The organism is Bradyrhizobium sp. AUGA SZCCT0182 (assembly GCF_018130185.1).
In the GTDB taxonomy this organism is placed as follows: Bacteria; Pseudomonadota; Alphaproteobacteria; order Rhizobiales; family Xanthobacteraceae; genus Bradyrhizobium.
This window is the reverse complement of record NZ_JAFCLY010000020.1, coordinates 42,014-63,247: the sequence shown is the minus strand read 5'-3', so window position 1 is coordinate 63,247 and position 21,234 is coordinate 42,014. Positions and strand designations below refer to the sequence as shown.

Here is a 21,234-nt window from a genome sequence, read left to right as displayed (position 1 = left end):
ACGCTAACCCGCTCCCTACGGGTATGAGAGACACCGCGCTAGGCGTGTTCTCGCGTACCGCGGATTCGCTCCGTCGGCTGAATTGTTCATCTCCAAGGAGGTCTCGATGATGCGTCTACGCCGCACGGTCGGACCCCGCCCTCTTCCCCTCACGCCGCGCGTAATAAACCCATCCAGGTTTAAAGCCGCGTACCCTCGCGATACGCTTGAGACGATCGCCGCTAAATTTGCCTCCGTCTGCCCGAGCCCACTTCAAGCATTCTTGGTACGTCATACCCGCAATATCGCCATCAGTGACCGGCGTTGCGATTGCTTCGGCCAATCTCTGCCCGGGGATGATCATCGGCGCCTTTCGCGGGCCTTGCGAGAGCTGTTCACCGCAGTTGGTGCATTCGACGGCACCCTGTGGATTAACGGCACCGCAAACTCGGCACCGGCGCAGGCCATCGCCGCAATCGTCGAGCAGACTGCCGTGCAATGACCACCGGCGTCCCGCAGTTGGCAACCCATGCCTATACACGTTGCCGGCGTGATCGAGAATGATTGCCCTCTCCTTGCCGGGCCGCAGGGCACGGCCAACCATCTGCAAATACAATGCGAGCGATTGCGTGGGCCGCAGGCAGATGACACATTCAACGCCCGGCACGTCGAGCCCCTCGGCTATAAGACCGCAGTTCGTCAAGACATCGATGCGACCGTTGCCCAACGCCCGTATTAGCGCGCGCCGTTGCTTGCGTGGTGTGCCGCCGTCAACGTGTTTGCAGCGGTAACCCCGACCGCGGAAAGCCTCGGCCACGAGCTTCGAATGGTGAATATCGACGCAGAACACGATCGCCGGCGCCTTCGGGCAACGCCGTTCATATTCCGCAATTGCGCCGTCAACGATAATCCCCTTGTACATTTCTGGACCAAGTTGACCAAGATTATAATCTCCAGCCCGGATCTTCACTCTGGCTAAATCGGGAATGCGTGGAGGTACAAACACCGTTACCGGGGCGAGCCAGCCTTCATCGATCAGCTTCGCAACCGAAGGTCCGGTCACCATCTTGTCGAAGATGTCATCGAGCGGCTTGCCGTCAAGTCTTCTAGGTGTTGCGGTCAGGCCTAAAATGTCTGCATGCGGAAATGCCCGGATGATCTTGCGCAAAGTCTTGGCCGCCGCGTGGTGCGCTTCGTCGATGATGATCAAAGTAGGTGTTTGGTCCATCCGGCCCAAGCGGCGCGACAGGGTCATCACCAAAGCCAATTGCACCCTGCGCTTGGTTTCAGGATAGCCGGGTGCGATAATGCCGTGTTCAAGATCTAAGCGCTCGAACGCGCGCGAAAACTGCCGCATGATTTCGTCGCGATGGGTAACAACGAGGATGCGTCTATCGCACCGACGTCGAATGAACTCAGTAGCCAGCACGGTTTTGCCGCTGCCGGTTGGCCCTTGATAAAGAACGCAACGATCTTCCTCGAAGGCGTTGTTTATCGCTGCAAGGTCATCAAGTTGATATCGGCGCAATTGCGGCCTATTTTGTTGCAGCTCAAGATTGTGCTTGCGGCCGAGATAGCCGGTGCGGTCGTTGGGCATGTCCTCACCTTTGCTGATGTTCAGTAGGCCTGCGCGTTGGCGCAGAACCCATTTTTTGGCTGCAGTTATGGCTTGCTGGCCCAGACTGAGCGTCGGGGCACGCGCGCTTTAGATTGCGGATGTCACATCTTGCGGAGGCGCGGTCGGCCTCATTCGTCCTGCGCTTCGCGAATGTTCTTACCTTTGTAATAGACTTGCGCAGTCGCCGATCGTTTGTTCAGCCGGATCGGCTTCAGAACGCCTTCCTTTTCCATCCGACGGAGAGTTGGGGTGCTTACGCCGCCCAAAAAACGGATTGCCTGGTCGCGAGGATAAAGATGGTCGTCGATGATAGTAGTCACGGGCTGATGGTCATGCTTAGTCATGTCGTGCACCTCGAATTGGATATCGAGCATGCGGCAAAAACTCGCGAAGTTTTATCGAATTAATTCCGATTTTTCTGGGAAGAGCCGCCGCTGTTCAATGCGGCGTAAATTTCCGCTTCGGTAATGGGATCGGCAAACGAAAAATCGTCGTCTCCGATCATGGCAAGTGCCTCCGCAATTTTCTTCCGGCGTCCTCGGAATGCCTTGTTCGGATTTTTCGCGAGCCAATCGCGTTCAAGTCGTCGGACCATCCCAACAATAATTCGAAGTGCTTGAGCCCTTTCCGATGGATCATGACCGCGAGGGCGGCCCTTTCCTCTCTTCGGAGCCGAAATCAAGTCGGCGAGTGCATCGAGGTGTCGTTGTTCAACGATTGTACAGCCCTCTCGCAGGTGCCTTGCCAGGGGGGCCTTATCCCCCCGTTTGGCTTTGAGAAGGCACTCATCCAACGTGTATACCGCCACCCTGCGCTTCGTGGCGCGTCGGCGAGCCTCGCTGTCATAACTGAAGGTGCGCTTGCTCATGACCGCGACGACCCGATCTCCACGACATTTTCCCTGGGATAAACAATGCGATCAATTTGCGCCGCCAGCGCTGTGAACGCCGCCTTTTTCTCCGCGTGATACTTGTAACGGTCGTAAGTACCTCTAACACCAGCAATCACGTGACCGAGACAGATTTCGGCGTGGTCGCTCGGAACACCCGCCCTGCTCATGAGCGATCGCGCAGTGCGCCGTAGGTCATGTAGCGTCCAACCCGTGATCCCGCATTCTGCGTCGAACGCCTTTTTGAACTTGCTGAAGCCGCTAATTGGCGATTTGCCGTCCGTACTGAAAACGAAATCGCACCCGACAATTCTTGGCAACCGTGACAGGACGCGCATTGCCTCATCGCTTAGCGGACGAACGAGGTCGACCTTGGTCTTGTTTCTAGCCGAGGGAAGGGTCCAATTGTCATTCGATAATTCAGCGGAGGTCAAACCCGCAGCTTCCGTGCGGCGTGCAGCAGTTAGCAGCAGGAATTGCAAGAAGCGTTCAAACGGGCCCTTGCTGTCCTCGGCTGTTTTCCAAACAGTGCGCAGCTCGTCATCGGTCAGGATACGCTCACGCGCCCTGTCCTTGGGCTTGGTGCGGGCCATACCGCGAACGATCGGCGACCGGAAGTCGTCGGACCGCGCGGCCCACCAATTCATGATTTTACGAATGATGGCGAGGGTCTGATCGGCCATCACCGGACCGCCTCTGATCGGGCCGCGTTTGTCGTTGGTCAACTCGCCGGCCTCAATCTTGTCGAGAAACCCGACGATTTCTGAGCGCCTGATGTCACCGATTGGACGGTCCCCAATGGCATTGTAGACGAGGCGTTCCAACACGCCGCGCCGCCATGCACCGCTGCGCAACTTTCCACCTTTGAATGTTGCTTTTCCGTCAGCATCACGCAGCATGCCGCACTCGCGTCGGAGATATTCTTCCGCGACCGCCTTGAAGGTATTTTCCGCCGCAGCGGCCTGTTCCTTGAACCTGTCGGGGTTTCTATGGAACTCGCGAGCCTTGTTGCGGGCATCCTTGACCGACAGGTTGGGATAGGTGCCGATTTTCGTGCTTTGCGCCTTGCTCCGGACGTAGGTCATTACCCGAAAGGCTTTGGTTCCGCCCGCGCCCAAGACCAGCACGAGTGCAAGGCCGCGATCCATCGTATCGATGAACGTGATCTGTTTCGGGTCGGGCTTGTCACCTTTGCGATATTGGTTGACGGCCTTAGCCCAGGTGAGGTTGCGAACCCATGCGTCAGTGATCTTCGCGGCCGGCATCCTGCGGATCCTATTAACCAATGCAATAACCAATGTAACAGTTGGATAACGAGATGTCGCGATTTGATCAGAGAAAAAGGGAGTTTAGGCTGTAACTAACTGATAATGTTACGTAATTATATTGCGCGCCGTTCCATTTGATCAGATTTGACTGAGGTTGATGCGTCTGAAGATGTCATTCGTAATGACGGGGTCACAGGTTCGAGTCCTGTTTGCGGCACCACTTCGCCTAATGGGCGAAAGCGGACCCGAGCGTATTTCGGAGTAACGGGAAGACCACTGCGGATTCCGGTCAAAATATCCGACGAGTAAGTCTCCTACCCCGAAAGCGACTTTCGCGAAGAAGCTATGACTGACAGACAAGCAATTCGGGCACTGTGTTGCCGAGATAGATGAAAACGAAGCTAAGGGGTCGCCGAGAAATACTTCAACATCTCCGGACGATATGTGAACCGAACTTCATTTTCCCCTGGATCGACACGTAAGGCTTTGAAGGTTCCGAACAACAGTTCGATAGTCCTTCGCTTGTCGTTCACAGTCGCGTTCCAGCCAGGGAGCCAATTGTCAACAAAGCTTAAGATCAGCGGCTCGCCTGCGGTGATGCGGACGCGGAGTTCGGTCCCATCATAGCGCTCAACAGTTATGCGGCTGCTCTGCTCCACTTCACGCGCATCAGCCAGGAAGCTGGCGATAGTGGGGTGGTCGAGAGTTCGGGTCAAGAACAGCCTGGAGCCATCACGGATGCCGAGGAAAGTTTCTAGCGCCGCGCGTTCCTCCGCCGGCAGGTCCGGCCGTACGCTAGCATCCCCATTGAAGTAACGATTATAAAAGCGGACATAACCCTCACTGTACCAAGCGGAGACGACTCCGAGGTTAAACGATGGGAGAAACTCCGGCCAAATTGCTCCATAAACACTCCGACGTGGAGCGGTAAATCCGGCGGAGACCTGATCCGCGATAGGGTGCGTTACGCGGGTGCTGTATCGGTCGGGATAACGAGCTGCCCACTGCGTGCTGGACTCCGGCCAAATATCAACGGTGATAACGCCGACGCAAACAATCAAAAATGCCGCTGGCGGTATGGAGATTTTGCGGCGAACGGCTGTAGACATGAAGAATGCCATCGTCAGCGCAGAAACGACGCCCATGAGCGGGTACCACCAAGCGGGCCCAAGCTGAGCTACGGCATAATGGAGCCAGTAGTAATCAAACGTTGCACCGAACAAAAGGCCGAGTTGAACTGCGACCACGAGTGCCATGAATGAATACAGAGCGAACTTACACGACCGAGATAGATCGCTTGGCGAAATCAGCTGTGTTTCGAAGACTTGCCAAGCGCGAGCAAGAAGGAGCGCGAAGACCGGAAGCAATACGATATTCAGGCGGCCCCAAATTCGCAGACCTTGCAGAAAAGGAAATGTGCTCCAGACCATGTCAAACAAATATGAATACCGCCCGAGTGTCATGCCAGTTACGGTCGCGATCCAGCATGCGCTGAGTACAATGAGCCAAAAGTCCGCGCTTCGCGTCTTGGGCCTGTGCAGCACAATCACCACGAAGAATGAAATGATGAAGAGGCTGAGCGTACCGAAATAGACCCACCCCTCTGGATTTCCCACGGGCGGGAAGACGTAGGCACCGAGAGTCTGAAGTGGCGAGTAAGAGTATCTGGTGGCGAACTCATAGTCAGCAGTTGAGCGCGCGGCGGTAAAGCTCAAGATCTGGCGCACTTCCAACAGCCAAGGCAAGCTTGCCAGACCTCCAATTGTCAGGGCGGAGGTACCCACCACCAGATTTTTGAGAAATCCCCCTCCTGGAACTCCTTCGTTCAAGGAGATGACACCTCGCGTCGGGCCGTAGCTCACGATCAACAAGTAGGGTCCGATTAGAAATAGGGCGTAGATTATGAAGTATGGATAGCCAGCGGTGCAAAGATTCAAGGTCGAGGCAATCGTGACAAGCCATCCGACCAACCCGAAGCCCTTACGCGTGCATAACGTCAATCCAATGAGTATCCACGGATACCAGGCTACGCTGAACACTGCGTTTGGGAACCGCAGAATGTCGGTCATCTTGAAGCTGACTGCGATAATGAGCGCAGCAAACAACGCGGCTCGTGCTGAAAGGCCCAGTTGGCGGCGTAGCCAAATTACGATTCCCAAACTGAAGAGGCAGACATGGAGTATGGTGTACCAATGATAGTCAAAGCTGCTGAACCCACCGACCACGCGGTAGAAAGCAATGAGAAGGATAGTCGGCGGATAGAATGGTTGGGCGAGCGCACTTCCAATCAGGGAAAAGCCGGCTGCCTCAGTCGGCGACCAAATCGGCATGCGAAGTTGCGCATAGAAATCCAGCAAATAAGGCTTGTACACGTAGTATAATAGGAAATCGTTGCTGATCGTCAGGGAATAGCGGCCGCCGACGCTCCCGATCAAATAGCGATGCAAGAAGATGACTGGCCAGATAAACGCGAGTATTTCCACATAATGCTGCTGTAAAAATAGCCGCACTCGTCGCGTTGCATGCCAACTGCGTCTAAAAAGGCTTATCGCAGTCGCATAATATTGGGAGCTCATAAGGTATCGTCCGATAAAGTCATACGTTTAAACGGCAAGAAGCGAGAGGGGCGGGGGTCGACATCGATTCAGTTGCTACCACAGTGCCGCCCTATCTTGCCATCACTGAAGTGGGCTGAGCGAGGGTCGCGGTTCGGATGGCTTTGATATCGTCCATGACCCGATGGGTCACGCCGATGGCCAACTAACTCGCTATCGTAAGCGGCAGCGATTCCAACGAAAATGAACTGACCCCCATCGAACGAGATTACTCCGGGTCGTAATTAGCCAAAGTCATTTCCCAACTGTAAGCGTGTTCGATGATCGTGGACAAATTGTCGAACTTTGGCTTCCATCCTAGACCGCGTAAGCGTGAACTATCTGAGACGAGTGACACTGGATCACCGATCCTCCTGCTGGCGATACGCTTTGGAATTGTTTTACCCGTCACGGTCTCTACCGCCTTCAAGACCTCCTTTACGGAATAGCCTCTGCCGTAGCCGCAATTCAAGGTGATGCTTTCCCCCGCAGTTTGTAGATGTTCGAGCGCGAAGATATGTGCGCTGGCAACGTCCGAAACATGGATGAAATCACGGATGCAGGTGCCATCTCGCGTCGAATAATCATCGCCGTAAATCTCGATAAACGGCCTGCGCCCGATTATGACCGACAAAGCCGTCTTGATAAGATGAGTAGCGTTTCGTGTAACCTGTCCACATCGCCCGCCAGGATCAGCGCCCGCCACATTAAAATACCTAAGGATCGCATAGTTTAAGCCGTGAGCAGCGTGGGCATCGCCAAGGATTTGCTCTGTCATCAGCTTTGACCGACCGTAGGGGGAGATCGGAGCTAGCGGGGACGCCTCATGTACTAAAGAGGATTCCGATCGCCCGTACACAGCTGCAGTCGAGGAAAAAATGAACGTTTTGACTCCGCTATCCGCAGCGGCTTTGATGATCGATTGAGCCTTGATCGTATTGGTTAGATAGTATTCCATTGGATTCGCGATCGACTCCGCAACATCCACCTTTCCCGCAAAATGAATAATGGTATCTATTTTATTCTTCTGAATGACGTCGATTACCAGATCCCTATTACCGATATCTCCGACGACGAGTTCAACATTCTTTGGCACAAAGTCACCGAATCCGGCGGAAAGATCGTCTATGACGATTGGGCAAAGCCCTCGTTCTAGCAGCGCCAAAACTGTGTGAGCGCCGATATAGCCGGCGCCACCAGTCACCAATATTGCCATTGTTGGCCCTCTTTTCGATTGACCGAGTCGAGCACGAAAATGCAAGTCACAGTCGTCAACGCCCGCGAACTGGATATTGATCGTCACATTCGATTGCTACGCGAGGCATTCGAACGGTCTACTTGGGCGAACCAAATCGGGGCGACACTAACTCGGGAGTTCTATCTCTGGAAGTATTTCTCGCCCGTTGGCGAGACCGTAATTTCCAGAGTTCGGGACAAGGGAACGATCGTTTCCAGCGTCTCTGCGATTCCAACGTTATTCCGCACGCCCTCTGGTGTAAAAAACGGATGGCAAGTAGGGGACATCGCAACGCTCCCTTCACAACGAAGTAAGGGCCATTATCGCACATGCCTGAGCGCATTGGTTGAAAAACTAGGGAGCCAACTCCTTGTCTGTTTCCCCAACGAAAACTCGAGGCGGGGGATCGAGAGCCAAGGCTTCGGGCTCGCCGCTGATGTGCTGACGTTTGTAAGACCTCTAAATCCCTTTGCGACAAGATCGAGGCTTGATGATCCTGGAAATAGTCGGATCACCTTTGGAGATTTCAATCCAGTTGATCGCGATGGCAGTTACTCGTTCTTCAGAAACCGAGAATATCTTGAATGGAGATACAAGAAAAATCCGGCTTGTCGATACGACATCATTCAGAGAGAAGAAGGGTATTGCGTGCAAAGATCGTTCAATATCTTTGGACGCAAGGTCGGCATAGTCATGGAAGTCGCAGCTCGCAGCGAAAGGGCACTTGCTGATCTGATAAAGGAATCAGAAAGCGTCGGTGCGGGCAAGGGCATGCAAGCGAATTTCATTATGACCAGCCCGCCGTTGTACCCCAGCTTAAGAAGAAGATATCTGCGACTTCCGCAAGTTCTACTGCCAAAACGTCAGTCGCTCTATTTTCGGGCACCCGGCGCCGAGCAAGTTCCAGCTGATTGGAACGTCCAGATCGGCGATTGGGATGGGCTCTAAATGCCCCTATGGTTTTTGCCAAACTGAAAGCGTTGCAAACGAGAGCGCCCGTCCCATTGCATTTTTATAAAAGAGCTTATCGAACGAGTACAACAAACTCACAAACGATTTCCCACCAATGTTCAGGGCAGGAAATGCGTCGGGATTGTAGTAGAGAATGTAGGAAAGCAGGCCTGGATATCGGATGAGCTCTCGCCTTAATCCAGCGTCAACAAACAATTTGCAGAGCTCACTTACAGGAAACGCACGTTCGGTTTGTTCATCGAACAAAGAGTTGTTCTTATAGATGCCTTCGCGCACCATTCGAAAAAGCGGGTTGCCGTGCGTCGGCTCATAGCTGACAAACAGACCGCCAGTTCGTAAACCTGTTGTGAGGTTTCTAACAATGTCTTGTGCGTCCAGGGGGGTGTGATGGAGGCCACCAATCAAGATGATCAGGTCATAACTATCGACTGCGGGCAAATACTTGGTTGCATCGGCTTGCCATACTTGAATTCCGGGATTGGTCTTCTTGATCGACTCAACAACCGCGTCGCTATAATCGAATCCCTGGTAGCTGATATCTGCTGAAAGGTGATTTCGGACGATATCATACCCGTCGCAAAATCCACACATCGGCTCGAGAACATCGAGATGCGAGCCCTTTAGATTCTGAAAACTGGAGAAGATATCACTCCACATCAGATCTTTTAGGAAGCGATGATTGGAGGCTTGCCGTCCTTCATGGTAACGATCGGCAATCGAATTGAAATGCTCTCGTTGCCGTTCCAGCAGCTGCACTTTCTTATCGTCCATGTGCGCGACCTCCGAGGTCTGTATGGATGGTATAGACATCCTCGTGTCGAAAGACCGCCATCATTCTCCTGCTCGATCAATGTTTGATTGCGAAATCACATATCCAGGTCGGTTCCGGGTCTCCCGAAGAATTCTTCCCACATACTCTCCCACCACTCCGAGCACAAACAGCTGGAGTGCCCCGATGACCGAGACCACCAATGCAACTGATGTCCAGCCGGGAACGACTCGGCCATAAGTCAGGAATATCATCATCGCGTACATCGCGTAGAGAGCACTAAGACTTGCGATAATGAGAGCTAGAATTGTAGCCAGCCTCAGGGGCTGAACGCTATTTGCAATAACACCGGTGATCGCGAACGAGATCATCTTTCGCAGGGAATACTTGGTCGAACCGTATAGCCTCTGATCCGGTGTATAATCAATTTTCGTAACGGGAAATCCGACCCAGGGAATGATGCCTCGAAGGAAAAAATCATGTTCGGAAAGGTTGTTGATAACGTCCACTACTTTGCGATCGAGCAAACGGAAATCAGCACTCCCTGGATCGATTGAAACGTCCGAGACAGAATTCATGAGCTTATAAAAGAGGGAGGAAGTTAGACGCTTAAAGCCAGAAAGATTTTCGACATCCTTTCGTATGGTCAAAACAATCTTGAAACCTTCACGCCACTTCGACACCAAGTCAGGAAGCAGGCGCGGAGGATGTTGAAGGTCGGCATCCATGGTGATGACGCAGTCGCCAGTCGCGGCCCTCAATCCGGCGCGGAGAGCAGTCTGGTGCCCGAAATTTCGCGAGAACCCGATATATTTTATCCGTTGATCTGAGTGAGACGCCGCCTTGACAAGGGCAAGAGAGTCGTCGGTGCTTCCATCATCCACGACAATTATTTCATGCAACCCCGTCGGAATAGCGTTGAGAATCTGATCAAGCAATACCGGCAAGTTCTCTTGCTCGTTATGAGCCGGGACTACTACGGAAATTTGCATTCGTGTCGACCACTATTGGCGGGATTTACGTACTTCTGGGACTGCTTCCGACAGTTTGCCCAGATCATTGTTTTGATTGGAACCGCAATTGAAGAGAGTGTCAAATCTCGACGCTTAGGGTTTCCCTGATGGGCGCCGTCCCTAGATTCTCTCACTCGTGCAGGCACAAATCGTTCTGTAATAAGCCGCGCTTCATGCGGCCAGATTACGAATGGAGAATCAAAGCCAGGCCCGGTACGCGACTTGTCGCGGGGACGCGGGGACCGGCGAAGACCCGCCAAGATACTATTAGCTAACTGGCCGAGGGGACCCTGTGGCACCAGCTTTTGCGGTTTGACGGGCCTTAGACGAACTGCTGCACCATCCCAAGCAATGACGGGGTAACAGGTTCGAGTCCTGTTTGCGGCACCAGCTTTCCGACGGATCCGAGGCGTCTTGCGGAGTACCGAGATCATTCCGCCAACCTCAGGGCTCGAGATCTATCTAGAACAATCCAAAAAAAGTTTTGGGCTTACTGTCAGCGATCATCTTGGCAAGGATGCGCTCATATTCCGCTTTCGTAACTTGCTGCTTCGCGCCGCCGTACACGGCTGCAAGCGCTTCATCGGTCAGCACGTCAGGGGCGGCAATCTGCTGGGTTTGCGTGTTCATGGCTCTCGCTCCTGTTGGGTCGGGCGCGACCGTTCGCGTCCTGTGATTGGGAGAATGCTTGAAGGTGAATCGGCGCGCTGTTCCCCAGGTAACAGCTGGTTCTGTAGCCGACTACGTTCCAGCGATGGTGCCCGCTGTTCTCAGCCCCGAGGTGGCCGTGCCGGCATTTTCCGTGCCCATCCCGCGCCGTTAACCCTCCATTAACCATGTCGGCGCACCCTGCGTCGTCCCTTCTGGAAACGAGTGTGCGGCGAGAAGCCGTCTCCGCTGTCCCGGTGACCGGCTTTTTGCCTTTCCGAACCGTGGAGTAGAGCCATGTCTGAACCGGGCAAGGTGCAACTGGGGGTAAATTTGCTTTCCGCATTCACATCGACAATTGCCGTTGCCCTGGTCTTGGGCTTGCCAATGGCAGTCGCTATTATCTGGCTTTGCTCCTGATTTCTTAGCCTGGCCAGAGGGCAAGGCAGTGTTTGACTGGTGGAAATCGAAAAAGCCTTCGACGAAGTCCGCCGACACGGGGCGCGTTGGCGGACCGCACGCGATCCTTGAAGAAATACGCAGCCGCGTTCCGCGATACCTCGATGATGCCGATAACGGCAAACTGATCTATCCGGCCTGCAAGCGGGCGCTTTCGGATCTGGATGGCGATATCAGCTCGGTTTGGGATCACACCCGGCTCGAAGCGATGCGATATGTGACGATGGTGCCAAGCCCGCAATTCGAGTTGCTGACCGGTGCGGACCGCCAGATCGAGATGATGAACGCTTATCTGTTTCAGCGCCCTCACGACGAGACCGTGATCGATTTCACCGGAACTGCGACGACCGATTTTGCGATCGCTATTTTGGCTGGCCTCAATTGGCTGACACATTGCGCTCAATTGTCCGGCGTTCACCCCGGCAAGCAGTCCGGCACGATTCGTAATTTTCGAAGGATTGTCACGTTGGCGCACCAATGGTGGCTCACCGAGGGAGCCGGCGAACGCGCCAGCCAATTGCTTGATAATGGAGAGCAGCCACCACTGATGTTCTATTTGATTTGGAACGACTACACGCAACTGGCAAAGCACGTCGCGGCAGCCACCGTATTTGGATCGTCCATCAACCGTGCAGCAAAGCTGGTTGCACTTCCCGCCGACATCATTCCCCGTTTTGAGGCCGCTCAAGATCCCCTGGAACTGGCCGACGGCGCAGCACGGCCCCGCTAGTGTTGTGCGCCCACGGGTTCGAATGCCGGCACCCCGCCCATCGTACACGCCCTTACGTGACCTATCTCACATAACGATCCGCGGTCCTCGCCTAGTTTTCCCGCCACCAAAAACGGGAGACACATCATGCGCAAACTCATTCTGATCGCAGGGTTCGTTTTGGCGTCTGCCACCGCGCAAGGAGGGGATAACCGGAGCCTCTCGCTGGCCGGAAGCGGCCTGCAGACGACCGCCCCGGCACCCGCCCCCAAGGCAAACACCATTTCGCAGACCGCCGAAGCTCCGCGCGTTGCGGAACTCCCGCAAGCAGCCGAAGCGCCAAAGGCGGACGCGCCGAAGACCGAGGCTCCGAAGTATGTCGAGCGGCCGGCGATCGTCGAACCCAAGCCCGAACGCTACAGGGACGAGCCGCGATACAAGGAAGAACCGCGATATCGGGATGAGCCGAAATACAAGGACGACCCCCGATACTCGGACTCGCGTCGGCCGTATGACGATGGTCCGCGCTACGATAAGCCCCGGAAGAAGCGTTACTGGAACGAAGCGCGCATCATCAACGAACTGCGTCGGCACGGCATCTACTGGTAATCCGAGAAAACAAGATGCGCCCCCGGATCAATCCGGGGGCGCGTTGCTGCTTGGGATGATTGCGTTGGCGGCGCTGCCGCGATCGCCTTAGTCCTGAGCCGTCTGCACCACGCTGGCGATCGGGCGGCTGGCAACGGTCGGGACCTTGAGGTCCTTGACCAGCATCGCATCATACTCGGCCAAGGTCTCAAGCTGCACCTTGGCCTTCATCAGCACGACCTTGTAGCCACCGGCCTTGAGGCGGCGCAGCAGCGTCGGCAAGGCGGTTGCCGTGTGCTTCTGCAGATCGTGCATCAGGATGACGCCTTTGCCCTGCTTGTCGAGCTTGGTCATGACGTTCTGGATGACCTGGTCGGGACCGCTCGATTTGAAGTCGTTGGAATCGACGTCGACCGAGAACATCGAGATGTTTCGCGTGCCGAGATAGGCCAGCGTGGGTTGGGTGTGTCCGAGCCCGGGGAAGCGGAAGAACGGCGCGGGTGCAGCGCCGATCGCCATCTTCACGGCGCTGAAGCCCTTCTCGATCTCTTCCTTGGCCTGCGCTTCCGTCATCTTCTTGCTGTCGAGATGCGCGTGCGACCAGGTGTGCGAGCCGACGGTGTGGCCGGCTACGAAAACCTGGCGGAGGATTTCCGGGTGATAGGTGGTGTGCTTGCCGACCGGGAAGAACACCGCCTTGGTGCATTCGTCCGCCAGCGCCTTCAGCACCGCAGGCGTGGTCGGCCACGGACCGTCGTCGAAGGTCAGCACGACCTCTTTCTCGGTCAGGAAGTCGAATTGCTTGTATTGCAGGAAACCGAAACCCGGTCCGCCCGTGGTGTCGATAATGACGGTGCGGCTGACGCCGAGCGCATCGGGATTGGCGCAAACGGATTTTGCGACCACCGGCGCAGCAGGTGCCGGCGGCGGGGCCGGCTTCGTGAGCGAAGCCGTTACCTCGACGTCATCCTTTGGCTTGGCGGCGGCCGGCAACGGCTCGGCCTTGCGGGCGGCGACAGTTTGAGGGGCCGCATCAGCACGCGGCGAGGAGGTCCAGAACCAAACACCGGCGATCACAGCCGCCGAAACAACAGTGGCCAGCATCAGGCCTAACGCATTACGCATCGCTACACTTTCCACATAACGCAAGGGACACAACGCAACGGGCCATTAATGCCAATAAGGTCTTAACGCCTCCCCAACACGGCGCCGGGAGTTCAGGAAAATTAGGGGCTTATCTCTGTGTGATGAACGTCACAGCGGGGTGTGGGAACCCCGGTGCATGGTGCGGTCATCAACAAGGGGCCCCGCATCCGCGGCGCCAATGGGAGCCGAAAATGACCGCTTTCTTCACCACCGTTCGCAACGTCAGTGTCGTGCTGGCCGTTGCCGCTTCGCTTTCCGCTGTTACCTCGACCGCGGGCTACGCCTTCAGCGAAGAAGCCCGCTCGCAGTGCACGGGCGATGCCTTCCGCCTCTGCAGCTCCGAAATCCCGAACATTCCGAAGATCACCGCCTGCATGGTCAAGAATCGCGGCAATCTCTCCAGCGGTTGCCGCGCGGTGATGGACCGCGATTTCGCCGCGCAGAAGTCCAGCAAGGTCGCCGCGCAATAATCCCATTCCGCTTCGGCTCTCGAAAAGCGCTTGCGTCGATGCGACGCAGGCGTTTTTTCGTTTCCCGGCCGCTGACTTCCTGCACCAAACCGTCTTTTGCCGGATCAGGTCCGGGCTGGCTTTCGCCTGAAAACGCGATAGAAGGCGGGGATCGTTTATTGCTGTGTGTGAAGGCAACTAAGATGACCAGATTTCTTTTCGTTATTCCCTTGGTTCTGATGACCTCAATGGCTTCGGCGCAGCAGCAGCCGGGCCATGACGCCTGCGCCCGCGACGTCTCGCGGTTTTGCCGCGCCCAGATGAATGACGGCGACATGGTCGTGCTGGCGTGCCTGCAGCAGAACCGCGCCCGTATCAGCAAGGGCTGTCAGCAAACGCTGGCGAGCCACGGGCGGTAACGCACTCCCGTCATTCCGGGCTCGCGACTACGTCGCGCCCCGGAATAACGATGGTGAGATATCTACGTACTGCTCCCCGCCACGGTCGCGACCGGCAACACCTCGTTGGCGGCGCGGTCGGGCGTATCTTCCTTCCAGCGCACCGATCCGAACGGCCGCTCCAGCATGCGGCGCACGCGGATCGGCTCGGGTCCGAGGTGGAAGTCGATCGCGCGCTGATGCAACGCGCGTTCGGATTGCGTCGCGCGGTTGCGCTGGCGCAGATAATCCAGCCAGGTCGGGCAGTGATAGCGTTCGGTCCACAATTCGGGATCGGCGATGTCGCGCGCGATCGACCAGCCATAGGCGCCGTTGCGCTGGCGGCTCAGCTGCACTTCCTGCATCACGTTGTGGAACAGCCGGGCGTTGTCCTGCGCCACGCGATATTCGATCTCGACCACCAGCGGTCCGCTGCGTCCGGTCAGCGACAGCCGCACTTCGGGATCGGCCAGCACTTCGGTGGCAGCCTCGTTGCGCGCGCCGACCGGCGGCATGCGAAGCCAAATGCCGAGAACAGGCGAAACCAGCATCAGGCCTGCGGAGACCAGCAATGCCGCCTCGACGCCGGCGTAGTCCGTAAGATGGCCCCAGCCCCAGCTTCCGACCGCGATGCCGCCGGCGATCGCGGCCTGGAAGGCTGCCAGCGAGCGGCCCGCGACCCAGCGCGGCGCCGAGAGCTGCACGCCGATGTTGAACAGCGCGACCGCCAGCATCCACACGCCGCCGGCGAGCACGAGGGCCGCTGCGGTCAGCGCCGCGTTCTTGCTGAACGCCACCGCGGCAATCGCGCCGGCCATCGATATCGCGCAGGCGCGCACCGCGGCTTCGCCGCTCAGCCGCTTGCGCACTTCCGTGATATTGAGCGCGCCGATAACGGCGCCCATGCCGAAGGCGCCCAACATGATGCCGTAGGTTTGCGCGCCGCCATGCAAGAGATCGCGCGCCACCAGCGGCATCAGCGCAGAGACCGAACCGCCGATCAGGCCGGTGACCAATGTTCGTATCAGCACGATGCGGATCGACGGCGAGTTGGCGATATAGCGCACGCCGGAGACCATCGCGCGGTTGAGGCGCTCGCGCGGCAGGCGCGACGGCTCATGGGTGCGGTTCCACAGGAACAGCACGACCATCAGCGGCAGATAGAGCACCGCGTTGACCGCGAACGCCGCGACCGCACCCGCGGTCGCGACCACGATGCCGCCGACCGCCGGTCCAAAGCTTCGCGCGATGTTATAGCTGATGCCGTTGAGCGCGACGGCCTGCGGCAATGTTTCCGCCGGCACCTGCTCGCTGACCGAGGCCTGCCAGGCCGGCCCGAACAACGCCATGCCGCAGCCGACGATGAAGCACAGCGCCAGCAGCACATTCGGGGTGACGAGGTCAAGCCACGCCAGCACGGTCAGCGCGGTGGCGCCGACCAGTGCGATCGACAGCGAGACCAGCGCCACGACGCGCCGGTCGTGCATGTCGGCGATGGCGCCGGCCGGCATCGAGATCAGCATGATGGGGAGCATCAGCGCGGTTTGCACCAATGCGACCTTGTCGGCCGAGGACGTCATCTGCGTCATCGCCCAGGCCGCGCCGACGCCCTGGATCAACAGGCCGAGATTGGACACCAGGCTGGCGAGCCATATCCGGCGGAACACCGCGTGCCGTAGCGGCGCTGCGATGCTGTCGGCGGCAAAACGCGAGCGCTTCGGCTGGTCGGTCATGGTCCGTTCCGCCTGTCCCCTGTCACTGGTTTGATTCCATTTGATTTTAAAGTGATGCCTGCGAAAACCCCGCCCTGTCCAGTAGTTACACCGCTCTCGGTGGTGCTAGGACACAGCTAAAGTACTGAAAAGTAACGGAAGGTCACATAATGAGTCTATCGCGGCGATCGATCCTGAAAAGCGCCGGCGCGCTATCTTTGCTGGGCGGCCCCTTCGGATTCGGGGCGTTGGCACAGGCTGTGCCTGCGGCCGCCGAGATTCCGCCGATCCTGTTCGTGCACGGCAATGGCGATCATGCCGCTCTCTGGATCACCACGCTGTGGCGGATGGAGTCGAACGGCGTGCCGCACGATCGGATGTTCGCGATCAACTTCACCGATCCCCTGGCGCGCAGCGACGACAAGATGGAGCAGCCGAACCGTTCGTCGACCGAAGACCAGCGCCGCGAACTCGCGGAAGCGATCAAGGAACTGAAGCGCCGCACCGGTGCGCCGCGCGTCGCGCTGGTCGGCAATTCGCGCGGCGGCAATTCGATACGCAACTACGTCAAGAACGGCGGCGGCGGCGATGTCGGCCATGCCGTGCTGTGCGGCGTTCCCAACCACGGCGTCTATGACTGGGACGACGGCCTCGGCGGCGAGTTCAACGGCCGCGGGCCTTTTCTGCGCGGCCTCAACGAGGGCGAAAACGAGGTTACGGCGGGCACGGCATTTCTGACGCTGCGCAGCGATGGCATCGACAAATTCGCGCAAGCCGACGGCCGCTTCGTCGGCAAGCCGGGCACGCCAACCGGCGTGACCGCAGAAGGTCCGGCGCTGAAGGGAGCAACCAATCTGGCGCTTGGGGCAATCGATCATCGCGAGACCGCGTACCATCCGCGCGCGTTCCGCGAGATCTACAAATTCATTGCCGGCCGCGAACCGTCGCGTCTCGATATCGTGCCGGAAGCGCAGGTCAGGCTGAGCGGGCTGGTGACGGGCACGCCGACCGGCGTTCAGACCAACCGTCCGGTTTCCGGCGCAACGGTCGACGTCTATCGCGTCTCCGCCGAGACCGGCGAACGCAATGGCGGGCCGATTCATTCTTCGCAGACCGGCGCCGATGGCCGCTGGGGTCCGGCGCAGGTCGATCCCAGCTGGTACCTCGAAATCGTGCTGACCTCGCCGCACGCGACCACGACGCATTTTTACCGTTCGCCATTCCCGCGCTCCTCCGACATCCTGCATTTGCGGGCCGCCCGGCCGCTCGGGTCTGCCGATTCCGGGGCCGGCGCTGTCGTGCTGATGTCGCGGCCGCGGGGCTATTTCGGTCTGCCGCGCGACGTGGTGCTGTTCGACGGCAAGGAGCCCAAGGACGTGAAACCGGGCGTGCCGACCGATTCGGTCACCACCTTGCGGCTTCCGGCCGAGGAGGCGGGCCGCGCCGTGGTGGCGCTGTTCAACCAGGAGCGAATCGTGGCGCGGGCCTGGCCGGCAGCGGAAAACCGGATTGCGGTAGCTGAGCTGACTTATTAGCTGTTTCTCGACCATTCCCGGTGCCGACGCCTTTGTCATGCCGGGATCGGAGACATAGATAGATATTGGATAGATTTTGGCCCGCATGAGCGCAGCGATATGCGGGGCTTTGGCACCATCCCGGATATCGCTTCGCTCATCCGGGCTACGAAAGTGGCGCCCATGAGCATTGCCGAAGCCTACGACATGCCGGTCGCGCAGCCGCTGGTGCCACCGAGCCCGCCGCGTGCGCCTGACGACATGACGATGCTGCGGCGGATCAAGGCGATCCGCGAGAACGTGATCGGCAGCTGGGGCCAGCGGGCCTATGAAGAGGACATCGTCCGCGGCCGTTTTTTCCGGCGCAGCACCTTCATTCTCAACACGCCGGACGCCATCCGGCATGTCCTGGTCGACAATTACGAGAATTATACGCGCACGCCGGCCAGCTTCCGGGTGCTACGGCCGCTGGTCGGCGACGGATTGTTGACCGCCGAGGGACGCGCCTGGAAACATCAGCGCCGAACGCTGTCGCCGGCCTTCACGCCGCGCGCGGTGACGACGCTGGTTCCGCACATGCTGGCCGCTACCGACCAGACCATCGCCAAGCTCAGGGCCGCCAGCAATGCGCCGGTCGATTTGCGCGAAGCGATGCAGCGGATGACGCTGGAGATTGCCGGACGCACGATGTTTTCGTTCGGTATGGACCGCCATGGCGCCGCCTTGCGCAATTTCGTGACGGAGTATGGCGAGCGGCTGGCGTCGCCGCATTTTCTCGACATGCTGCTGCCGCCGCGCTGGCCAAGCCCGCAGGATTTCGCGCGCGCCCGCTTCCGCAAGCGCTGGACGGCCTTTGTCGGCATGCTGATGGAAGAGCGCCGCGCCGCCGGCAAGACTGAAGGCGCCCCGCCGCGCGATCTGTTCGACCTGATGGGCGCGGCGCGCGATCCCGAAACCGGCGATGCCTTCACCGACGAACAACTCGGCGATGAAGTCGCGACCATGATTCTCGCAGGCCACGAGACGACTGCCACCGCGCTGTTCTGGTCGCTCTATCTTCTGGCACTCGACCCCACGACCCAGGAACAGGTTGCGGCCGAGGTGCAGGGCGCGAGCGTCAATGGCGAGCTCGCCACCGTAAACGGGGCGGTTGACATCGAGCGGTTGAAATTCACCCGCGCGGTGGTCGACGAGACCATGCGGCTTTACCCGCCCGCTTTCCTGATCATACGCGCGGCGGCCGGGCCGGATACGATCGGCGGCATGCCGGTGAAGAAAAACGACGTCGTGCTGATCGCGCCGTGGCTGCTGCACCGGCACGAAAAGCTCTGGCGTGATCCGAACGCGTTCGTGCCCTCGCGCTTCATGACGGGGACGCCGCCCGATCGCTTCGCCTATCTGCCGTTCGGCGTCGGCGCGCGCGTCTGCATCGGCGCGCATTTCGCGCTGGTGGAGGCGGTGCTGGCGCTGGCCAAGATGATCGGCGCGTTCCGTATCAGCATGGTCGACAAGGCGCCGGTGATGCCGGTCGGCGTGGTGACGACCCAGCCGGACCGCTCACCGCTGTTTGCCATCGAGCCGCGGTAATGCGCATGGCGCATTGCCTGGCTTGGAGGCCCGCTCAAACTGCTCTAGGCTGCGATCATGAGTGACGTAAAAGCGCAATTTTCCATGCTCAATCAGACCGCCGATCCCGCGGTGGCCGATGCGATCCGGCTTGCGGTCGAGAACGGCCAGGACCATGAGCTCAACCGCATCAACGTGCTGGATTTTGCGAAACGCAGCGGGCTGGACGAAGAGCGGGTGATTTCGGGCTTTCTGCACGCGTCGCGGCTTGGATTGTTCGACCTGACCTGGAACGTGTTGTGCCCCGGTTGCGGCGGTGTGCTCGGCGCCCACAGCACGCTGAAATCGCTCAGTCCGGACGACTACCATTGCGGCCTTTGCGCCTGCGGTTACGAGGCCTCGGTCGACGAGCAGGTCGAGGTGGCCTTTACCGTCAGCCCGCGGGTCAGGCGTATCGCCGCGCATGATCCCAATACGCTGCCGGTCTGGGAATACTACAAACAGATGTTCTGGAGTTCGGGCGTCGATTTCGACGCGGCTGATATCGCGACGCTGGCCGACGAAGTGACGCTGGATACGCTCGAACTGCCGGCGGGCGAGAAGGCGGTGCTGTCCCTGCAATTGCCGAAAGAATTCATCATCGTGTTCGAACCGGTGACGCATTCGGCGGAGTTCATCGACGTTCAGGGCGAGCCGACCAAGGAACGCCAGCAGCTGTCGCTGGTCTACAACAAGACCGCGACGCCGACGGGCGGAACCAGGACCCTGCGTCCAGGACCGCTGCGATTGTCGCTCGACAATCAGGCCGATGTGCGGACGTTGCCTACGGTCTTTATCGCGGGTGATGTGATGCATCACCTGATCGGCAAGCGGAAACCGTTTCTCACGGCCAAGCGGATGCTGTCGAACCAGACCTTCCGCGACGTGTTCAAGGCCGACAATCTCAGCGTCGATCAACGCCTCAAGATCACGTCGCTGACCTTCCTGTTCACCGATCTGAAAGGATCGACCGCCTTGTACGAGCGGGTCGGCGATCTCGCCGCGTTCGATCTGGTGCGCGCACATTTCCACGCGCTGCTGGAAATCATCTCGTCGGAAAAGGGCGCCGTCGTCAAAACGATTGGCGATGCCGTGATGGCGACGTTCATCAAACCTGAACACGCGATCGTTGCAGGCTTGCGCATGCGCTCCGCGATGGACGCCCTCAATGCTGCGCGCGGCACCGAGGACCTCGTCGTCAAGATCGGCATTCACGAAGGCCCGTGTCTTGCGGTCATGCTCAACGACCGCCAGGACTATTTCGGCCAGACCGTGAATATCGCCGCGCGCGTGCAGAGCCTGTCGACCTCGCAGGAAATGCACATCACCGGTCCGGTGATCGAGTCGCCTGCGGTTGCTGGCATCCTCGAGAGAGAAGCGATCAAGCCGATCCAGAAACAGGCGGCGCTGCGCGGCATCGCCGACAAGATCGTGGTGTACGAAATACCGTAGAGATGGGTCCGTCATTCCGGGGCGATGCGAAGCATCGAACCCGGAATCTCGAGATTCCGGGTCTGGTGCTAACGCACCATCCCGGAATGACGACGTGATCCAGATTGCGTAAACGTAATGCTTCTCCAGCAGCCCCCGCGCATTGCGCGGCCTGATTTTCCACGCCATATAACCGC

General features: G+C 58.3%; 19 protein-coding genes. 8 read left to right on the top strand and 11 right to left on the bottom strand.

The genetic code is table 11. The annotated features are described in order from the left end of the window. Positions 1–115: 115 nt before the first annotated feature. From JQ611_RS21415 to galE, 6 genes are all read right to left on the bottom strand, one after another. The gene (locus JQ611_RS21415; protein WP_212466505.1) at positions 116–1,576 is read right to left on the bottom strand and encodes a DEAD/DEAH box helicase; all 1,461 of its coding nucleotides are present in this window, start codon (positions 1,574–1,576) and stop codon (positions 116–118) included. Between the two features lie 149 nt (positions 1,577–1,725). Then, positions 1,726–1,971 carry a hypothetical protein gene (locus JQ611_RS21410; protein WP_212466504.1) on the bottom strand — a complete coding sequence of 82 codons (246 nt, stop codon included), beginning with the start codon at positions 1,969–1,971 and terminating at the stop codon, positions 1,726–1,728. Positions 1,972–2,000: 29 nt separating this feature from the next. Continuing rightward, complete coding sequence (locus JQ611_RS21405; RefSeq protein WP_212466503.1) at positions 2,001–2,465, bottom strand: hypothetical protein; 465 nt, start codon at positions 2,463–2,465, stop codon at positions 2,001–2,003. Beyond that, on the bottom strand, positions 2,462–3,751 hold the full coding sequence (locus JQ611_RS21400; RefSeq protein WP_212466502.1) for a site-specific integrase: 1,290 nt from the start codon (positions 3,749–3,751) through the stop codon (positions 2,462–2,464). The genes JQ611_RS21405 and JQ611_RS21400 overlap by 4 nt, the downstream gene beginning before the upstream one ends. 404 nt (positions 3,752–4,155) lie before the next feature. Continuing rightward, entirely contained in the window at positions 4,156–6,237 is a 2,082-nt protein-coding gene (locus JQ611_RS21395) for a hypothetical protein (protein ID WP_212466501.1), read from the bottom strand. A gap of 340 nt (positions 6,238–6,577) precedes the next feature. Next, positions 6,578–7,564 carry a UDP-glucose 4-epimerase GalE gene (gene galE, locus JQ611_RS21390; protein ID WP_212466500.1) on the bottom strand — a complete coding sequence of 329 codons (987 nt, stop codon included), beginning with the start codon at positions 7,562–7,564 and terminating at the stop codon, positions 6,578–6,580. A 39-nt stretch (positions 7,565–7,603) separates the two neighbouring features. Here galE and JQ611_RS21385 point away from each other — a divergent pair, with 39 nt between their 5' ends. Continuing rightward, positions 7,604–8,533: a GNAT family N-acetyltransferase gene (locus JQ611_RS21385; RefSeq protein ID WP_212466499.1), complete on the top strand. Its 930-nt coding sequence runs from the start codon at positions 7,604–7,606 to the stop codon at positions 8,531–8,533. Between the two features lie 6 nt (positions 8,534–8,539). Here the strand turns inward: JQ611_RS21385 and JQ611_RS21380 are convergent, their stop codons facing one another. The 3 genes from JQ611_RS21380 to JQ611_RS21370 all read right to left on the bottom strand — a co-directional run bounded on the left by JQ611_RS21380 (position 8,540) and on the right by JQ611_RS21370 (position 10,969). Further along, the gene (locus JQ611_RS21380) at positions 8,540–9,328 is read right to left on the bottom strand and encodes a class I SAM-dependent methyltransferase (protein ID WP_212466498.1); all 789 of its coding nucleotides are present in this window, start codon (positions 9,326–9,328) and stop codon (positions 8,540–8,542) included. A gap of 60 nt (positions 9,329–9,388) precedes the next feature. Further along, entirely contained in the window at positions 9,389–10,318 is a 930-nt protein-coding gene (locus JQ611_RS21375; RefSeq protein ID WP_212268621.1) for a glycosyltransferase family 2 protein, read from the bottom strand. Positions 10,319–10,801: 483 nt separating this feature from the next. Next, positions 10,802–10,969, bottom strand: a complete 168-nt coding sequence (locus JQ611_RS21370; RefSeq protein WP_212268623.1) for a hypothetical protein — start codon at positions 10,967–10,969, stop codon at positions 10,802–10,804. A gap of 466 nt (positions 10,970–11,435) precedes the next feature. Here JQ611_RS21370 and JQ611_RS21365 point away from each other — a divergent pair, with 466 nt between their 5' ends. Together JQ611_RS21365 and JQ611_RS21360 are read left to right on the top strand one after the other, a co-directional pair. After that, positions 11,436–12,176, top strand: coding sequence for a hypothetical protein (locus JQ611_RS21365; protein WP_212466497.1), 741 nt, complete (start codon positions 11,436–11,438; stop codon positions 12,174–12,176). 126 nt (positions 12,177–12,302) lie between these two features. After that, a complete protein-coding gene (locus JQ611_RS21360) occupies positions 12,303–12,764 on the top strand; it encodes a hypothetical protein (protein WP_212466496.1) in 462 nt (153 codons plus the stop codon). An 87-nt stretch (positions 12,765–12,851) separates the two neighbouring features. Here the strand turns inward: JQ611_RS21360 and JQ611_RS21355 are convergent, their stop codons facing one another. Continuing rightward, positions 12,852–13,868, bottom strand: coding sequence for a polysaccharide deacetylase family protein (locus JQ611_RS21355; RefSeq protein ID WP_212268629.1), 1,017 nt, complete (start codon positions 13,866–13,868; stop codon positions 12,852–12,854). Positions 13,869–14,080: 212 nt separating this feature from the next. Here JQ611_RS21355 and JQ611_RS21350 point away from each other — a divergent pair, with 212 nt between their 5' ends. Beyond that, positions 14,081–14,359 carry a hypothetical protein gene (locus JQ611_RS21350; RefSeq protein ID WP_212466495.1) on the top strand — a complete coding sequence of 93 codons (279 nt, stop codon included), beginning with the start codon at positions 14,081–14,083 and terminating at the stop codon, positions 14,357–14,359. Between the two features lie 182 nt (positions 14,360–14,541). Further along, positions 14,542–14,757, top strand: coding sequence for a hypothetical protein (locus JQ611_RS21345; RefSeq protein WP_212466494.1), 216 nt, complete (start codon positions 14,542–14,544; stop codon positions 14,755–14,757). Between the two features lie 62 nt (positions 14,758–14,819). Here JQ611_RS21345 and JQ611_RS21340 read toward each other — a convergent pair whose 3' ends face one another. Then, the gene (locus tag JQ611_RS21340) at positions 14,820–16,508 is read right to left on the bottom strand and encodes an MFS transporter (protein WP_212268635.1); all 1,689 of its coding nucleotides are present in this window, start codon (positions 16,506–16,508) and stop codon (positions 14,820–14,822) included. A gap of 149 nt (positions 16,509–16,657) precedes the next feature. Here JQ611_RS21340 and JQ611_RS21335 point away from each other — a divergent pair, with 149 nt between their 5' ends. From JQ611_RS21335 to JQ611_RS21325, 3 genes are all read left to right on the top strand, one after another. Then, the gene (locus JQ611_RS21335) at positions 16,658–18,022 is read left to right on the top strand and encodes a hydrolase (protein ID WP_212268637.1); all 1,365 of its coding nucleotides are present in this window, start codon (positions 16,658–16,660) and stop codon (positions 18,020–18,022) included. A gap of 162 nt (positions 18,023–18,184) precedes the next feature. Continuing rightward, the gene (locus JQ611_RS21330; RefSeq protein ID WP_212268639.1) at positions 18,185–19,588 is read left to right on the top strand and encodes a cytochrome P450; all 1,404 of its coding nucleotides are present in this window, start codon (positions 18,185–18,187) and stop codon (positions 19,586–19,588) included. 57 nt (positions 19,589–19,645) lie between these two features. Beyond that, positions 19,646–21,058 carry an adenylate/guanylate cyclase domain-containing protein gene (locus JQ611_RS21325; protein ID WP_212466493.1) on the top strand — a complete coding sequence of 471 codons (1,413 nt, stop codon included), beginning with the start codon at positions 19,646–19,648 and terminating at the stop codon, positions 21,056–21,058. Positions 21,059–21,234 lie beyond the last annotated feature (176 nt).

Excerpts from the sequence above, each read along its gene's own strand:
- JQ611_RS21415 (WP_212466505.1), bottom strand. The coding sequence starts at position 1,576 with ATGCCCAACGACCGCACCGGCTATCTCGGCCGCAAGCACAATCTTGAG.
- JQ611_RS21410 (WP_212466504.1), bottom strand. The coding sequence starts at position 1,971 with ATGCTCGATATCCAATTCGAGGTGCACGACATGACTAAGCATGACCAT.
- JQ611_RS21405 (WP_212466503.1), bottom strand. The coding sequence starts at position 2,465 with ATGAGCAAGCGCACCTTCAGTTATGACAGCGAGGCTCGCCGACGCGCC.
- JQ611_RS21400 (WP_212466502.1), bottom strand. The coding sequence starts at position 3,751 with ATGCCGGCCGCGAAGATCACTGACGCATGGGTTCGCAACCTCACCTGG.
- galE (WP_212466500.1), bottom strand. The coding sequence starts at position 7,564 with ATGGCAATATTGGTGACTGGTGGCGCCGGCTATATCGGCGCTCACACA.
- JQ611_RS21385 (WP_212466499.1), top strand. The coding sequence starts at position 7,604 with ATGCAAGTCACAGTCGTCAACGCCCGCGAACTGGATATTGATCGTCAC.
- JQ611_RS21380 (WP_212466498.1), bottom strand. The coding sequence starts at position 9,328 with ATGGACGATAAGAAAGTGCAGCTGCTGGAACGGCAACGAGAGCATTTC.
- JQ611_RS21375 (WP_212268621.1), bottom strand. The coding sequence starts at position 10,318 with ATGCAAATTTCCGTAGTAGTCCCGGCTCATAACGAGCAAGAGAACTTG.
- JQ611_RS21370 (WP_212268623.1), bottom strand. The coding sequence starts at position 10,969 with ATGAACACGCAAACCCAGCAGATTGCCGCCCCTGACGTGCTGACCGAT.
- JQ611_RS21360 (WP_212466496.1), top strand. The coding sequence starts at position 12,303 with ATGCGCAAACTCATTCTGATCGCAGGGTTCGTTTTGGCGTCTGCCACC.
- JQ611_RS21355 (WP_212268629.1), bottom strand. The coding sequence starts at position 13,868 with ATGCGTAATGCGTTAGGCCTGATGCTGGCCACTGTTGTTTCGGCGGCT.
- JQ611_RS21350 (WP_212466495.1), top strand. The coding sequence starts at position 14,081 with ATGACCGCTTTCTTCACCACCGTTCGCAACGTCAGTGTCGTGCTGGCC.
- JQ611_RS21345 (WP_212466494.1), top strand. The coding sequence starts at position 14,542 with ATGACCAGATTTCTTTTCGTTATTCCCTTGGTTCTGATGACCTCAATG.
- JQ611_RS21340 (WP_212268635.1), bottom strand. The coding sequence starts at position 16,508 with ATGACCGACCAGCCGAAGCGCTCGCGTTTTGCCGCCGACAGCATCGCA.
- JQ611_RS21335 (WP_212268637.1), top strand. The coding sequence starts at position 16,658 with ATGAGTCTATCGCGGCGATCGATCCTGAAAAGCGCCGGCGCGCTATCT.
- JQ611_RS21330 (WP_212268639.1), top strand. The coding sequence starts at position 18,185 with ATGAGCATTGCCGAAGCCTACGACATGCCGGTCGCGCAGCCGCTGGTG.
- JQ611_RS21325 (WP_212466493.1), top strand. The coding sequence starts at position 19,646 with ATGAGTGACGTAAAAGCGCAATTTTCCATGCTCAATCAGACCGCCGAT.